The organism is Micromonospora sp. NPDC048835 (genome assembly GCF_040649995.1).
GTDB lineage: Bacteria > Actinomycetota > Actinomycetes > Mycobacteriales > Micromonosporaceae > Micromonospora.
On record NZ_JBEZGM010000026.1, the window covers coordinates 1 to 14735 of the forward strand.

A 14735-nucleotide genomic window follows, 5' to 3' on the forward strand; every position below is an offset into this window, starting at 1 on the left:
TGAATGTGAGCACGGAACGCGTCGTAGGTCATCGCACCGTAGAAGAACGCGTAGTAGTGAAACGACAGCAACGTCGCGGTGAAACGGCTGTCGTTGCAGATGTCCCGCAGGTCCTGACTGAAGCCGGTACCGCCGATCAGCACCCGACCCGGCACCGCCGAGCTGTGGTAACTGAGCCAGTTCGCCGCCACCGTGCGCCACTCGGTCGAGCTGTAACCATGCGGCTCGTTCATCGGCTCGAAGTACACGTTGGTGTTCGCACCGTAGGTGTTGGTCACCGTGGACCACATCGCGTTCCACGCGGCGAGGTTCGTGATCCGGCCACCGGAAGCGGCACCGTCCTCCCAGTACGCCAGAATCACCTTGAAACCACGGCCGGTGGCCGCGTCGATGGCACCCCGGTACGCCTCCCACCAGGCCGTCCCCACCGTGTGCGTGTTGATGGGCAACCGGACCGTGTTGACACCCATCGTGGACGCCATGTCGTCGTACAAGGCGTTCGCCTTCGCCCGCACCGTCGCGTTGCTGTCCGACGAACTCAGACCCTGCACCACAAGCGGACCGGTCTTGAAGTTGTCACCCAACACCGCCCAGTTCATACCCCGGAACTGATTGGTCGCGGCAGTCGCCGGCGACGACGCGACGACGACCACCCCCACCATGGCCGTCAGCGCAGCCACCAGGGCGGCGAGCACCCGTCGATGTAGTGCCACAGTCGAGACTCCTTGATCAAGGGCCAGTGTCAGCTGGTCACGCGGAAGGTGGCGTCGGCCCGGCTCTGCGCGTCGGGCACCGGGTCGAGCCGCAGCAGGTAGGCGTAGTGCCGGAGGTAGCGGTCCGGGTGGCTGTACGACTGGAACGACGTCCACGAGGAGTTGGCCAGACCGGCGACCTGCCGGAACGTGGCGTCCGCGGCGAAGGTGGAGGTGCCGTCGCTGGCCTCCAGTCGGAAGTCGTACCCGTAGTGGCGCAGGTAGTAGCCCGGGTAGTTGACCGACTGGATGGAGACCGTGCCGGAGCCGACGAGGCCGGGCACCAGCCGCCACTGGCCGTCCTGGGCCGGGCTGACGTTCGGGTCGATGCGGACGTCGTAGTCGTAGTGCCGCACGTACCGGTCCTGGAAGTTGTACGACTGGATCCGGTTGACCGCGGTGGCGGGCCAACGGGCGAGCACCCGGCTCTGTTCGGCGGCGGTCAGGTTGAGGATCGTCCCGTGCCGCTTCTTGGTGCCACCCATCGCGTACGAGCCGGACGCCGGCAGTCGGTAGCTACCCGGGCTCGACGGGTCGGCGGTCAGCACCGGCAGGTAGCCGCGCCCGCTGGAGTACTGGTCGAGGTAGAGGACCCACTCGTTGCGGGTGTTCATCTTCATCCACATCGGGCCTTCGACCTGTGCGCCGGTCAGCCCGATGCCGGAGAGGTTACCGAGGCTGGTCCAGGTGCCGAGGATGGAGTTGCTGCCTTCGAGGGCGATCTGGCCGTCCCGGGAGGCCCGGACGTACCGGTAGGCGCCGACGCCGCTCGGCACCTCGACGATCTGGGTGTCGATGATCTCCTGGTTTCCCGGCCTGTCGATGTAGACCTGTGGCGTGGTGACGCTGCGGAAGTTCGTCGTCCGCGCGGAGAAGATGCGGTGCTTGGTCGCCCCGTTGAGCGGGACGTTCGTCGCCCAGTAGAGGACGTAGTCGTTGGTGGCGGGGTTCCAGATCGCCTCCGGCGCCCAGGCGTTGCGGCCGTCCGGGATCGCGCCGGCGACGTTCAGCAGCCAGGGCGCCGACCAGTTGACCAGATCGGTCGACTCCCACACGACGAGGTTGCGGCTGCCGTTGTTGATCGCGGCCGACCAGTCCTGGCCGCAGCCGATGCACAGGTCGGTGGCGATGATCCAGTACCTGTCGCCGTTCGGCGAGCGGACGAGGGCGGGGTCGCGCACGCCGCGGGTGCCGATCGTGGACCGCAGGACGAGCCCGCCGTTGTTGAGGTCCGTCCAGCGCAGGCCGTCGGTGCTGTGGGCCAGGTAGATCTGCTGGTTCGTCGACGACTCGCCGGTGAAGTGCGCCATCAGGTAGCCGACGGTCGGGTCCAGCGCGGCCGCCTCCTTCGGTGTCGCCGCCGACCAGGTGGTGAACAGCAGACAGGCGGCGACCATGACCGCGCAGAGCCGGGCGAGGACTCTCGACATGTGTCTCTCTCCTTAGCGCAGGGGCTTAGCAGTCAGCTACAGGGCCGGTACGACGGGACGGATGGTGCCGTCGGTGTTGAACTCCATCCGGTCGATGGCGGTCTCACGGTTGGTGCCGTTGCCGGCGGGCACGGCGAACCGGTGGTAGGCGATGTGCCAGGTGTCGCTGCCGGGCGCCCGGACCACGGAGTGGTGGCCGGTGCCCTTGATGCCCACGTCGAGGCGCTTCTGCAGCACCACACCGCGTCTGGTCCAGGGCCCGAGAGGTGAGGATCCGGTGGCGTAGGCGACCCGGTAGTCCTCGCTGCGCGTGTCGTTCTCCGACCACATGAAGTAGTACAGACCGTTGCGCTTGAACACGAAGGGCGCCTCGTTGTAGCCGGACGGGGTGACGACCCGCGTCTGCGCCGCGTCGAAGGAGACCATGTCGGCGTTCAGCCGCACGGCGCGCGCGACGCCCTGCCCCCAGTAGAGGTAGGACTGCCCGTCGTCGTCGGTGAACACCATCGGGTCGATCGTCTGCCCGCCGGAGAACTGGTCGCTGCGGACGAGTGGTCGGCCCAGCGCGTCCCGGAACGGCCCGGTGGGGTTGTCGGCCACCGCCACGCCGAGTTGCTTGGCCGTGTTTCCGCTTGCCGCGCCGCCGCTGAAGTACAGGTAGTAGCGGCCGTTGGCGCTGGCCACCGCCGGCGCCCAGGCCGAGTTGTCCGCCCAGGAAACGTCCGGTCCGTGGTCGAGGATCACGCCGTGGTCGACCCAGGTGACCAGGTCGGTGGAGGAGAACGCCTTGTAGTAGGTGCCGGCCCAGCTCGCGTAGCCGTCGGTGGTCGGGTACAGGTAGTAGCGGCCGTTGAACACCGCGATGTGCGGGTCGGCGAAGAGGCCGGGGATCACCGGCCCCCTGGTGGTCCTGGGCGCCCACGGTGCGACGAGGCGGAAGGAGCTGTCCGCCCGGAACCCGGCCGTGTCCTGGTACGCGTCGAGCCAGAGGGCGAAGTCACGGTGCCGGATCCGCCGGGTCGGGTAGTTGTACGCGGCGAGCGACACCGAACCGCTGACCGAGCCGTCCACCGCGCAGAAGGTGGCGTCGGCCCGGAACGACGCGTCGCCGGTGTTCGGGTCGACTCTCAGCCGGTAGTCGCGGTGCCGCAGGAACAGGCCGGCCTTCGTCTGGAAGGAGTAGCAGGCCGGCGACGCCAGGCCGTTGACCACGGTGAAGGTGGCATCGAGCTTGGTCTGGTTGGCGCTGCCGGAGGTCACCGGGTCGAGCTGACCGAGGTAGTCGATGTGGCGTACGTACCGTCCGGCCTGGTTGACCGCCTCCAGCGAGACGGCGCCGGTCGGCAGCGTGGCGGCCTGCGCCGGCCCGTCGGCCACCACCACGACGGCCGCGGCGGTAACGGCCGAGAGCACCAGGAGAGACCGTAGACGCCTGGTTGATGCTCCCGACGGCGATGCCGCCCTGCTGCGCCGTGGCATCACAGGCCCAGCCCCCTTCACGAGGATCATGCGTATGAGCGTTAACAGAGGTGCGCGGGATCCGGGCTCCGACCGTGGCGACTGACTATCGGTGACGTGCCCGCGTGGCCTGCCTGCGTGGCCGCATGCTGTTACAGGTGCGATGTGTTCAGTTCGTTACGTTCGCGTTGCGGACAAGTGTTAGCGATCACATCGACACATGTCAAGAGATCGACGCTTGCCACTCCCTCGCGCTTCCGTCACGCGGAAACCTGTTGCCGCTGCCGGGTGCCACGTCGAGGATCAGTCGATGCCCAGCGAACAGGCCACCCCCGACTTCTCCATCAAGCCCACCCTCACCGGCGAGCGGGTGATCCTGCGCCCCTTCGTCGACGGCGACCTGGACACCTTCCGGGCGGCGGTGGCCGACCCGGAGGTGGCCCGGCTGACCGGCAGCCCGGTCGACGATGCTCCCGACGAGGAGCGGATGCGGTCCTGGTACGGCAGCCGCAACGCGCAGACCGACCGACTCGACCTGGCGGTCGTGGACCGCGCCACCGGCGCCTGTGTCGGCGAGGTGGTCCTGAACGACTGGGATCCCGACAACCGGAGCTGCAACTTCCGGACCCTGCTGACCGCGGCCGGCCGCGACCGTGGCCTGGGCACCGAGGCGGTACGCCTGGTCGTCGGCTACGGCTTCGACAGCCTCGACCTGCACCGCATCTCGCTTGAGGTGTTCGCCTTCAACCCCCGGGCCCGGCGGGTGTACGAGAAGGTCGGCTTCGTCGTCGAAGGTGTGCTGCGGCAGGTCCTGCGCGACGGTGACGACTGGGTCGACGCCACGGTGATGTCGATCCTCGCGCCCGAGTGGGCGGCGCACCGGGGGTATCCGGAGCGCCGCCACTCGTAGCCGGCGAGGGCTAACGTCGTCAGCTCTGGACGGAGAACGTCGCGACGACTCCGTTGTGGTCGGAACTGGTGCCGCCGACGACGTCGTACCCGGTCATCCACATCACCTGGTACTCGGGCAGCCGCTTCCAGAAGTAGACGTAGTCGATGTGCCGGTTGCCGTGCGTTCCGGTGCCCTTCTCGCCGTAGAGGTTGTAGTTGGAGCGCAGGTTCGGCAGTTCGTTGGCTTCGAAGACCTGCCACGGGAACTTCGCGTACCCGTAGCTCCGGTCCGCGCTGAAGTCGACGTTGAGGTCACCGCTCACGATGACCTGACCCTCGGCCTGCTTGTCGACCGCCAGGTCCTTGAGACCCTGGAACTGCGCCTCGGCGCACCTGGTGCGCGGCAGGTCCTGCGGCTGGCCGGCGGTCTCGATGCTGGCCACCGCGTGGGCGTTGATGTGGGTGACGTTGCGGCCACTGGCCTTGTGCCGGTACTTGACCCAGTTGTTGTAGCGCGCGGGCGGCACCTCGCCGGGACCGTTGGTGTCACAGACGAAGATCGAACCCCTGTCGAGTACGTCGAACATGCTCTTCTTGGCGATCAGTGCCTCGCCGGCCTGGTTGGTGCCGCCCGGCGCGTACAACCACCAGCCGTTGTCAGCGGCCCAGGTCTCCAGGAACGCCTTGCGGTTGCCGACCTCGTTGAGACCGACGAGGTCGGCCTTGGACGCGATCAGGTTCAGATCGTGTGCGAAGTCGGCCTGGCTCAACCCGTAGTAGATGTTCAGCGTCGCCGCCCTGAAGGTCACGCTCGCGGCGGTCGCCGGGGCTGCCGGCAGCAGGGCCGCCCCGAGCGCGAGCACGCTCGCGAGTGCGCCAAGCGCGCGGGCCGACCAGTTCGTTGTCCTACGCATCGTCTTCCCTCCGCACGAACCGCCGTCGGTGGCGGTTGTCGCACACTATCGATGCGAATCGACGCGATACGGAACAAGCGGTAACCAACTATCGACTGGCCTGAGTCGGGGGCAACCGGTCCCGGACGGTCTCCTCCCCACCCTCGGACTACCCTTACGCCATGGACGACACCACCGCCGGCGTACGAATCCGACCGGGTGGCCCGGCTGACGCGCCCGCAGTCCTGGACATGCTCGACTCCGCGGTGGTCTGGATGAACGACCGCGGCAACACCGAGCAGTGGGGCACGAGGTCGTTCTCGGAGAAGCCCGAGAGGGTCGAACAGGTCGACCGTTACCTGACCGAGAACCTTCCGTACATCGCGGAAGTGGACGGGACGCCGGCCGCGGCCCTGGTGTTGGATTCCGGGCCCGACCCGCGGGCACCGATCGCGCCCGCCGAAGAACCCGAGCGGTTCGTCCGCCTCCTGGTCTCCGACCGACGGTTCGCCGGCCAGAAACTCGGCTCGGCGCTGTTGGCGCACGCCGTGGAGGAAACCCGGCGGGCCGGCGTGCGGTTGCTCCGGGTCGACTGCTGGGCGGGCGGCGGTGGCGAGTTGGTGGCGTACTACGAGCGCCACGGGTTCACCCCTACCGAGACCTTCCTCGCGGGATCCTGGCCGGGGCAGGTGCTGGCCCAGCGGGTCGACTGAGCCGCACGCACAGTGGACGGTAGATGCGTGATCGGTGATCGGTGGGGTGTGACCACCAGCGAGACGTTGCGGGCGTACCCGTGCGACGACTTCGTCACCGCACCCACCGTGCAGGCATGGCGCGGAGTGCGGATCGACGCGCCCGCCGCAGTGGTGTGGCCGTGGGTGGCCCAGGTGCGGCTCGGCCCGTACTCGTACGACTGGATCGACAACCTCGGCCGCCGCTCACCTCGACGGCTTGCGGGCCTACCCGAGCCCCAGGTCGGGGAGGCATTCACCACCGCTGGCGGCCGAAAACTGGGCCGGATCGTCTCGGTCGACCCCGGCAGACACCTGACGAGCACCATCATGGGCGCCTTCATGTCCTACGTCCTCGTGCCCCAGGAGCACGACGCGACGCGCCTGCTGCTCAAGGTCGCCATGCGGACGACCCGGTGGGCCGCGCCCGCGCTCTCCATCGGCGACCTGGTCATGGCTCGGCGACAGCTGCTCAACCTGAAGGACCTCGCCGAGCGCAGTCGGCCAGGTCGCTAGGAGCGGTCCACCTCAGGCGGTGGCCAGCCGCACCATGAACTGGCAGCCGTCGGGGGTGTTGCGCACCTCGACCCGACCGCCGTGTGCCTCCACCAGGCCGTGCACGATGGCCAGGCCGAGCCCACCGGACGCCCCACCGTCGCCGGGGCCGGGCGTACGGGCCGGTTCACCTCGGAACGCGATGTCGAACAGGCGGGGCAGGTCGGCCGGGGGGATGCCGCCACACGTGTCGGCGACCGACAGCCACGCGTGGTCCTCCTCCCGGCCGGCCTCGATGCGTACGGTGCCGTCCTCCGGGGTGTAGCGGACCGCGTTGAGCAGCAGGTTGGCCACGACCCGAGCCAGTTCAGGTTCGCTCGCGGCGACCGTCGGCCACCCCGACTCGCTGGCGATCAGCCTGATCCGGCGTGCGGCGGCAAGTGGGGTGGTGCTGGCCAGGGCGTCCGAGACCACCTCGCCGAGCGGCACCGCCGTCAACGACAACCGCAGCGCTCCCGCGTTGATCCGGGACAGCTCGAACAGGTCGTCGACGAGTCGGGTCATCCGGTCGGTCTCCAGCCGGATGCGTCGGTGGTACTCGTCGACGGTGTCCGGGTCACGCACCACCCGGTCCTCGAGCGCCTCCGCCATGGCCCGCAGCCCGGCGAGCGGGGTCCGCAGGTCGTGGGAGACCCAGGCGACCAGATCGCGCCGGCCCTTCTCCAGTTGCCGTTCCCGCTCCCGGGCCTGGTCGCGCCAGACCGCGGCGCGGGCCAGCCGCCGGCCGACGTGCCCGCCGACGGCGAGGCTTACCACCGCCGCCGCGGCGACGGTGATCAGGACCACCTCGAGGTCGTGCGCGGAGAGGAACATCGCTTCCGCGACCGCCATCACCCCGACAGCGACGGCGACCACGGTGGTGGTGAGCAGCACGTTGAGGTGCACGGTGATCGAGCTGCGCCGAAGGGCGCGGAGCAGCACCGCGCCGGCGAGCCCGATGCCGAGGGCCGCGCCGAGGGCGATCGCGAAGATCAGGAGTACGTCACGCACTGGCTGACCCGTAGCGGTAGCCGACGCCCCAGACGGTCACGATCCGCTGCGGATCGGCCGGGTTGGCCTCGATCTTCTCCCGCAGCCGGCGCACGTGCACGGTGACGGTCGAGTGGTCTCCGAAGTTCCAGCCCCAGACCTGTTCGAGCAGTTCGGCCCGGCCGAACACCCGGGACGGATGCCGCATGAGGTGGACGAGCAGGTCGAACTCGCGCAGCGTCAGCGCCAGATCCGCACCGGCGAGGCGGGCGGTCCGGGAGGCCACGTGCACCACCAGGTCGCCGTCGGTGAGCGTCTCCGGCCGCTCCGGTGGCGTTGCACCGCCGGCGCGACGGAGCACCGAACGGACCCGCAGCACCAGCTCCCGGGGCGAGAAGGGCTTGGTCAGGTAGTCGTCCGCGCCGAGTTGCAGCCCGAGGATCCGGTCAGACTCGTCACCGCGCGCGGTCAGCATGACGATCGGTACGCCGTCGGGTCGTACCCGCAGCGCCCGGCACACCTCCAGACCGTTGATCCGGGGCAGCATCAGGTCGAGAACGACCAGGTGTGGCACCTGCCGCTCCACCGCCGCCAGTGCCGCCGCGCCGTCCGCCGCCAGGGTCACCTGGAAGCCGTCGTTCTCGAGGTAACGACGGATGACGTCGCTCACGGTCTGGTCGTCGTCGACCACCAGCACACGCTGTGTCACCGGCGGGCCGCGTTCCGGGCCGTCACCGTCTCCCCCAGATGTCCATCGGCCCAGCGTAGCCACGCGGCGGGGTCAGCCCGCACCGGCAAACCTTGCGAGGTTCTTACGGCTGGGTGCGGGAACCCGCGCGGGCGTACGCGAGGTCCTACGGTGACCGGAATGCGGATACTTGTCACCGGTGCGGCCGGGTTCATCGGCTCCCACGTCGCCGACCTGCTGACCGAAGACGGGCACGAGGTGGTGGCCGTGGACGCGCTGCTGCCCGAGGCGCACGGCGCGACGGCACCGCCCTGGGCCGAGCGGCACAGCCTCGTGGTCGGCGACGTCCGCGACGAGGAGTTGCTGACCCGCCTACTGGCCGGGGTCGACGCGGTCTGCCACCAGGCAGCCATGGTCGGCCACGGCCTCGACCCGGCCGACGCCCCCCGGTACGCCGCACACAACGACCTCGGCACGGCCACCCTCCTCGCGGCGATGCACGCCACCGGCGTACGCCGCCTGGTGTTGGCCAGTTCGATGGTGGTCTACGGCGAGGGCCGCTACCACTGCTCGGCCCACGGGATCGTCCGGCCCGTCGGCCGTCGGGTCGCCGACCTCGCACAGGGCCGGTACGAGCCGACCTGCCCCCGCTGTGGCCAGGCGCTCTCCCCCGGTCTCGTGCCGGAGGACGCGGCGCTGGAGCCGCGCAGCACGTACGCCGCCACCAAGCTGGCCCAGGAACACCTCGCCGGCGCGTGGGCGCGGCAGACCGGCGGTTCGGTCTGGGCCCTGCGGTACCACAACGTCTACGGTCCGCGCATGCCCCGCGACACCCCGTACTCGGGGGTGGCGTCGATTTTCCGGTCCGCCCTGGCCGCCGGCCGACCTCCCCAGGTGCTCGAGGACGGCCGGCAACGACGCGACTTCGTGCACGTGACCGACGTGGCGACGGCCAACCTGCTGGCCCTGACGACACCGGCCCCGGAGCCGCTGACCCCGGTCAACGTCTGTTCGGGTGAGCCGCACACCGTCGGCGAGATGGCCCACGAGCTGGCGTCGGCGATGGGCGGGCCGGCGCCGGTCGTGGTCGGAGGCGGGCGGGTGGCGGACGTACGGCATGTCGTGGCCGATCCGGCCCGCGCCGCCCGGCTGCTGGGTTTCACCGCCCGGGTCGGCTTCGCCGCCGGCATCGCCGACTTCACCACCGCCGTGATGCGGAATCCGGCGGCGGTCACGAAACCGTCCACAGTAGGTGGTTGACGGCGAGGGCGGTGGCCGCCTGGGCGGCCAACCACCACCGACGGTGACCGGTGGGCAGGTGCGCGGTGGCGACGAGCAGCCAGCCGGCGAACGGTAGCCAGATCCGCTCGACCTCGGCCTTGCTGAGCCCGGACAGGTCGGCCGCGAGCACGGCCGCCGCCGCCGCGACGGGCACCCACACGGTGGGTCCCGCGCTGGTGATCCGAGCCCGGAGGGCCGTCGCGAACGGCGGGTGCGGTGGTCGGACCGTCAGGGCACCCACCGCCCGCCGCAGCGCCGGTCCGACCACCGGGCCGGCCGAGAGCAGCAGAGCGGCGAGGTTCGCCCAGACCCAGTAGGCGTACGGGCGGTCCGCAGCCCAGCCCTGGTAGTAGCGACGCGAAACCAGGTGGTAGCCGTCCAGCCACCAGAAGCCGGCGAGGGTGTACGCGGCGACGACGGCCGCGACCGCCGTCGCCGCGACCAGGAGCACGCCGAGTCGGTCCCGCACCCGCACCAGCACCACGACCAGCGCGAGCAGTCCGACCAGGACGAACCCGTACGACAGGTAGAGCGCGAAGCCGAGGAGCAGGCCACCGAGCGCGGCCCCGGGTCGGCCGCCCAGCGCCAGCAGTGCCAGCCCGGCCGCGACCACCGCGGCGAAGATCCCGTCCGCGGACGCGCCCACCCAGACCGCCCCAGGGAAGAGCACCAGGAACGGCCACAGCGCCCGGGCGGCGTCCTCGGCACCGAGCGCACGCAGTGCCGCCGGGATCGACACCGAGACGGTGGCTCCGAGCAGCACGCAGGCGAGCCCGGCGGCGGTCCCGCCACCCAGGCCGATCCGTTCCAACCAGACGAAGAGCAGCAACGCTCCCGGTGGGTGGGCGGACGTGTGGGTGGACCACGAATCGGGTTGGAAGTCGAGGATCCGGTCGGTGAAGCCGGACAGCATGGTGCCGACGTCCGTCACCCCGGGCACCTCGTGCAGGTACTCGGCCTGCACGGTGAGCCGCTCGGTCAGCCCGGCGGACCAGCCGTCCACCAGGGCCAGCGACAACGTCCAGAGCACCGAGGCGAGGTAGCCGACCGCCAGCAGCCGCGGCCAGGGAGTGTCGGTTCCCCAGCGGGTGCCCCGCCAGACGAACAGCCCCGCGACGAGAAGTGCGGCGGGGGTGCCGGGCCCCAGGTGGGGCTGCCAGGAGGCGTAGAGCGGCGCGGCGTCCGCGTGCAGTTGGACACCCCGGTGGTTGAGCAGCGCGCCGACGGCGACGGCGACGACGAGCAGCACCACCTCGGCACCGAGGACGATCAGGTCGGCGGACCGGGGTCGTCCCGGCCGGGTCATCATGGTCATGGTGACGGCCGACGATACGACCCCCCACCAGGCATCCGGCAGCCGAACGACGGAACGTCATGCAGTCGTAAGATCCGTTGTCGCGTAAGCGATTCGTAAGGACGAACGGCGGTCCTGGCGGCCGATCGCGGGCCTAGCGTCGCCGGTATGCACACAACGATCGACGTGGTGCTGCCATGTCTGGACGAGGCGGCCGCACTGCCTGCCGTACTGACCGGGCTGCCGTCCGGTTACCGCGCCATCGTGGTCGACAACGGCTCCACCGACGGGTCCGCTGTCGTCGCGGCCGAGCACGGGGCCCGGGTCGTCCACGAGCCGCGACGCGGGTACGGCGCGGCCGTGCACGCCGGCCTGCTGGCGTCGGACGCGGATGTGGTGTGCGTGCTCGACGCGGACGGCTCGTTCGATCCCACCGAGCTGCCCCGGCTCGTCGCGGCGGTGCTCGACGGGCGGGCGGATCTCGCCGTCGGGCGACGCCGGCCGGTCTCGGCGGATGCCTGGCCGTGGCATGCCCGCACCGGGAACGCGCTCGTCGCCGCGCTGCTCCGGCGTCGTGGGGTGCCGGTGTTCGACATCAGCCCGATCCGGGTGGCCCGCGCCACCGCGCTGCGGGGACTCGGGGTCACCGACCGCGCGTTCGGCTACCCCCTGGAGTTGCTGCTCCGGGCGGGCGCGGCGGGCTGGCGGATTCTGGAGCTGGATGTCGCGTACGCCCCGCGGGCCGCCGGCACCAGGTCGAAGGTCTCCGGGTCGGTCCGGGGCACGTTGCGGGCGACCCGGGACTTCGCCGGAGTGCTGCGCGCCGGCGCCGGTGGTGGCCGGTGAGCGTCCTGCTCGTGGTCGCGAAGGCCCCGGTCGCCGGGCTGGCCAAGACACGTCTCTGCCCGCCGGCAGACCCCACGCAGGCGGCCCGGATCGCGGCGGCGTCGCTGCTGGACACCCTCGCGGCGGTACGCGCCACCGCGTCGACAATCGCCGTGCTGGCGTACACCGGCCGGTTCGCCGACGCCGAGTACGGCGCGGAGCTGACCACCGCGATGGCGGGCTGGCACCTGCTTCCGCAGCGCGGCGACACGTTCGCCGACCGCCTCGCGAACGCCCACGCCGACACCGCTGCGGCCTTTCCCGGCCGGCCGGTGCTGCAGATCGGCATGGACACCCCGCAGATCCGGCCGGCCCTGCTCACCACCGCGCTGGGGTTGTGCGCCGAACACGAGGCGGTGTTCGGGCCGGCGCTCGACGGCGGCTGGTGGGCGCTCGGGTTGCGGGATCCGGCGTCCGCGAGCGTGTTGCGGGAGGTGCCCATGTCGACCGGCGACACCGGTCGCCGTACCCTCGCCGCTCTGCGGGGGCGCGGCATACGCCCGGCGGTCCTGCCCGTGCGGCGGGACGTCGACGACTGGTCGGCGGCGCTCGCGGTCGCGGCCGACCTGCCCGGCACCCGATTCGCGCAGGCGGTCGCGTCGGTGGGCGGCCAGTTGGCGAACGGACGCCTCCGGTGACGTCCGCGATCAGCCTCGACGGCTTCGACGCGGTGCTGGGCAGGCTCGGCGGGTGGTCCGTCGAGCCTGCCGACCCGACGCCCGCGGCCCACCCTGACCACTGGCTGGTGCACACCGACGGACGGCGTGACCTGTTGCCGGTACGGCGCTGGCACGGCCCGCCCGAACCGGCGGTCGAGTCTGTCGCCGCCCGCTGCATCGGGCCCACGATCGATCTCGGTTGCGGCCCCGGCCGGCTGACCAGCGCACTCGCCCAGCGGGGCCTGGTCGCCCTGGGGGTGGACATCTCCGCCGAGGCGGTACGGCTGACCCAGGGCCGGGGTGTGGTCGCCGTACGACGCGACGTATTCGAGCCGCTTCCCGGCGAGGGACGGTGGGCACACGCCCTGCTCATCGACGGCAACATCGGCATCGGTGGTGACCCGGTCCGACTGCTGCGCCGGTGTGGCGCCCTGATCGCGGCCGACGGAACGCTCGTGGTCGAGGTGGATCCACCGGGAGTCGGGCTGTGGCAGGGACTGGCGTACGTCCTGTCCGAACCGTCGGGTGATCGGGAAATGCGAGGGCCGGCCTTTCGATGGGCGCGGGTTGGGGCGGAGGCGGTGGCCCGTACCGCCGCCGCAGCCGGTCTGCGGGTCACCGACCGCTTCCGGTTCGGTCCACGCTGGTTCGCCGAGCTGGTGCGCTCATGATCCGCCGGCCACGCGTTCCCGCCCCCGAGGATTTCACCGCGCCCTCGCACTCACCACTTGTCGCCGCCCGGCTCGGCCTCTGGCTCGCTGTGGCGTTCGGGCTGTGTTTCGGCACCGGACTGCTCAGCCACTACATCCAGCACCCGCCCGGCTGGTTCGGGTGGCCGACCCGGCCGGTCGACCTCTACCGGTTCACCCAGGGCGTCCACGTGCTCTCCGGTGTCGCGGCGATCCCGTTGCTCCTGGCCAAGCTGTGGAGCGTCTACCCCCGGCTGTTCGTCCGTCCACCGCTGCGCCAGCCGCTCCGGTTGTCCGCCCACACCCTCGAACGGATCTCCGTCCTGGTGCTGGTCTGCGCCGCGTTCTTCGAACTGGTCACGGGACTGTTCAACGTCGCCCAGTCGTACCCGTGGGGGTTCTTCTTCCCGACGGCGCACTACGCGGTCGCCTGGCTGGTGGCGGGCGCGCTGCTGCTGCACGTCGCGGTGAAGCTCCCGGTCGCGCGTACGGCGCTGGGCACCCCACTGCGGCGGGGCGGGGCGGTGCGGGCCACGGCACCGGAGCGCGTCGATCGGGACTCGGCCGAGCGGCGGGCGTTCCTGCGCACGTCGGCGGGCGTCGCCGGCACCGCTGTGCTGGCCACCGCCGGGGTCACCGTGCCCTGGCTCCGTCACGTGTCGCCGCTGGCGTGGCGGTCCGCGTCCGGACCGCAGGGCGTACCGGTCAACCGTACGGCGGCTGCCGCGCGCATCGTCGTCCCACCCGACTGGCGACTGGAGATCGTCTGGCCGGGCGGGCGGGACACGCTGTCCCTCGCCCAACTGGCGGCCCTGCCCCAGCACACGGCGGAGTTGCCGATCGCCTGCGTCGAGGGCTGGAGCGCCTCGGCCCACTGGACCGGTGTGCCCGTCGTCCACCTGCTCCGCCGGGCCGGCGCACCGACCGGCCGGCCGGTTCGGGTCACGTCACTGGAGACCGACGGTCTGTACGCGGCGAGCACACTGCCCGCCGCCCACGCCGGCGACCCGCTGACCCTGCTCGCGCTGGGCATCAACGGCGAGCGGCTGTCCCCCGACCACGGCTACCCCTGCCGGCTCATCGCGCCGAGCCGCCCGGGTGTCCTGCAGACCAAGTGGGTGGCCCGGCTGGAGGTACTGCGGTGAGAGCCGTCCGGCTGCTCCTGCTCGTGCTCGGTGCCGCGGCCACGGCGTACGGCGGCTGGCTGCTCCTCCCCCAGCTCGGCACCGCCCTGCCGTGGCTGGTCGGCGGCCCGCTGCTGCACGACGTCCTGGTGGCGCCGATTGTCGGACTGGTCGGGCTGGTGCTGGGCCGGCTGGTGACCGACCGGCTACGCCGGGCCTGGATCGCCGCGGGCATGGCGGCGAGCGTGACGTTGCTGCTGATCGCGGTGCCGCTGCTGTGGCGACCGCCCTCGGCGCCTCCGAACCCGGGCCTGCCGGACCGGGACTACCCGCTGGGGCTCGCTGTCGCGCTGGCGGTCGTCTGGGCCGCGATCGCAGTCGTGCTCGTCGTCGCCACCACCGTCCAGCGCCGCACCGACAGGTCCTGAACGCACTC

The 14735-nt window shown here is 71.2% G+C and carries 16 protein-coding genes; 9 read left to right on the forward strand and 7 right to left on the reverse strand.

All coding sequences use genetic code 11. The features are described 5' to 3' along the window. The 3 genes from AB0C15_RS25660 to AB0C15_RS25670 all read right to left on the reverse strand — a co-directional run. The coding region (locus tag AB0C15_RS25660; RefSeq protein ID WP_357355979.1) for a cellulase family glycosylhydrolase at positions 1-713 on the reverse strand (713 nt) is incomplete at its 3' end. Between the two features lie 29 nt (positions 714-742). Beyond that, complete coding sequence (locus AB0C15_RS25665) at positions 743-2182, reverse strand: glycoside hydrolase family 43 protein (protein ID WP_357355981.1); 1440 nt, start codon at positions 2180-2182, stop codon at positions 743-745. 36 nt (positions 2183-2218) lie between these two features. Then, positions 2219-3595, reverse strand: a complete 1377-nt coding sequence (locus tag AB0C15_RS25670; RefSeq protein ID WP_357355983.1) for a family 43 glycosylhydrolase — start codon at positions 3593-3595, stop codon at positions 2219-2221. Positions 3596-3950: 355 nt separating this feature from the next. Here AB0C15_RS25670 and AB0C15_RS25675 point away from each other — a divergent pair, with 355 nt between their 5' ends. Next, complete coding sequence (locus AB0C15_RS25675; RefSeq protein WP_357355985.1) at positions 3951-4550, forward strand: GNAT family protein; 600 nt, start codon at positions 3951-3953, stop codon at positions 4548-4550. Between the two features lie 19 nt (positions 4551-4569). Here the strand turns inward: AB0C15_RS25675 and AB0C15_RS25680 are convergent, their stop codons facing one another. Further along, positions 4570-5445, reverse strand: coding sequence for an endonuclease/exonuclease/phosphatase family protein (locus AB0C15_RS25680; protein WP_357355986.1), 876 nt, complete (start codon positions 5443-5445; stop codon positions 4570-4572). A 161-nt stretch (positions 5446-5606) separates the two neighbouring features. Between AB0C15_RS25680 and AB0C15_RS25685 the strand changes: the two genes are divergently transcribed. Together AB0C15_RS25685 and AB0C15_RS25690 are read left to right on the forward strand one after the other, a co-directional pair. Then, the gene (locus AB0C15_RS25685) at positions 5607-6137 is read left to right on the forward strand and encodes a GNAT family N-acetyltransferase (protein ID WP_357355988.1); all 531 of its coding nucleotides are present in this window, start codon (positions 5607-5609) and stop codon (positions 6135-6137) included. 27 nt (positions 6138-6164) lie between these two features. Beyond that, a complete protein-coding gene (locus AB0C15_RS25690) occupies positions 6165-6671 on the forward strand; it encodes a polyketide cyclase (RefSeq protein ID WP_357355989.1) in 507 nt (168 codons plus the stop codon). A 12-nt stretch (positions 6672-6683) separates the two neighbouring features. Here the strand turns inward: AB0C15_RS25690 and AB0C15_RS25695 are convergent, their stop codons facing one another. Together AB0C15_RS25695 and AB0C15_RS25700 are read right to left on the reverse strand one after the other, a co-directional pair. Next, on the reverse strand, positions 6684-7700 hold the full coding sequence (locus AB0C15_RS25695; RefSeq protein WP_357355991.1) for an ATP-binding protein: 1017 nt from the start codon (positions 7698-7700) through the stop codon (positions 6684-6686). Then, a complete protein-coding gene (locus tag AB0C15_RS25700) occupies positions 7693-8388 on the reverse strand; it encodes a response regulator transcription factor (RefSeq protein ID WP_357355993.1) in 696 nt (231 codons plus the stop codon). The genes AB0C15_RS25695 and AB0C15_RS25700 overlap by 8 nt, the downstream gene beginning before the upstream one ends. 159 nt (positions 8389-8547) lie before the next feature. On the opposite strand from AB0C15_RS25700, the gene AB0C15_RS25705 reads away from it, so the two are divergent. Continuing rightward, a complete protein-coding gene (locus AB0C15_RS25705; protein ID WP_357355995.1) occupies positions 8548-9627 on the forward strand; it encodes an NAD-dependent epimerase/dehydratase family protein in 1080 nt (359 codons plus the stop codon). Here AB0C15_RS25705 and AB0C15_RS25710 read toward each other — a convergent pair. Further along, positions 9599-10954, reverse strand: a complete 1356-nt coding sequence (locus tag AB0C15_RS25710) for a hypothetical protein (RefSeq protein ID WP_357355997.1) — start codon at positions 10952-10954, stop codon at positions 9599-9601. The genes AB0C15_RS25705 and AB0C15_RS25710 overlap by 29 nt on opposite strands. 156 nt (positions 10955-11110) lie before the next feature. On the opposite strand from AB0C15_RS25710, the gene AB0C15_RS25715 reads away from it, so the two are divergent. The 5 genes from AB0C15_RS25715 to AB0C15_RS25735 all read left to right on the forward strand — a co-directional run bounded on the left by AB0C15_RS25715 (position 11111) and on the right by AB0C15_RS25735 (position 14727). Continuing rightward, on the forward strand, positions 11111-11788 hold the full coding sequence (locus tag AB0C15_RS25715; protein WP_357355999.1) for a glycosyltransferase family 2 protein: 678 nt from the start codon (positions 11111-11113) through the stop codon (positions 11786-11788). Continuing rightward, positions 11785-12465: a DUF2064 domain-containing protein gene (locus AB0C15_RS25720; protein WP_357356002.1), complete on the forward strand. Its 681-nt coding sequence runs from the start codon at positions 11785-11787 to the stop codon at positions 12463-12465. The genes AB0C15_RS25715 and AB0C15_RS25720 overlap by 4 nt, the downstream gene beginning before the upstream one ends. Positions 12466-12569: 104 nt before the next feature. Continuing rightward, a complete protein-coding gene (locus AB0C15_RS25725) occupies positions 12570-13157 on the forward strand; it encodes a class I SAM-dependent methyltransferase (protein ID WP_357356132.1) in 588 nt (195 codons plus the stop codon). Then, complete coding sequence (locus tag AB0C15_RS25730; protein ID WP_357356004.1) at positions 13154-14320, forward strand: molybdopterin-dependent oxidoreductase; 1167 nt, start codon at positions 13154-13156, stop codon at positions 14318-14320. Before AB0C15_RS25725 ends, AB0C15_RS25730 begins: the two co-directional genes overlap by 4 nt. Next, entirely contained in the window at positions 14317-14727 is a 411-nt protein-coding gene (locus AB0C15_RS25735; RefSeq protein ID WP_357356006.1) for a hypothetical protein, read from the forward strand. Before AB0C15_RS25730 ends, AB0C15_RS25735 begins: the two co-directional genes overlap by 4 nt. Positions 14728-14735 lie beyond the last annotated feature (8 nt).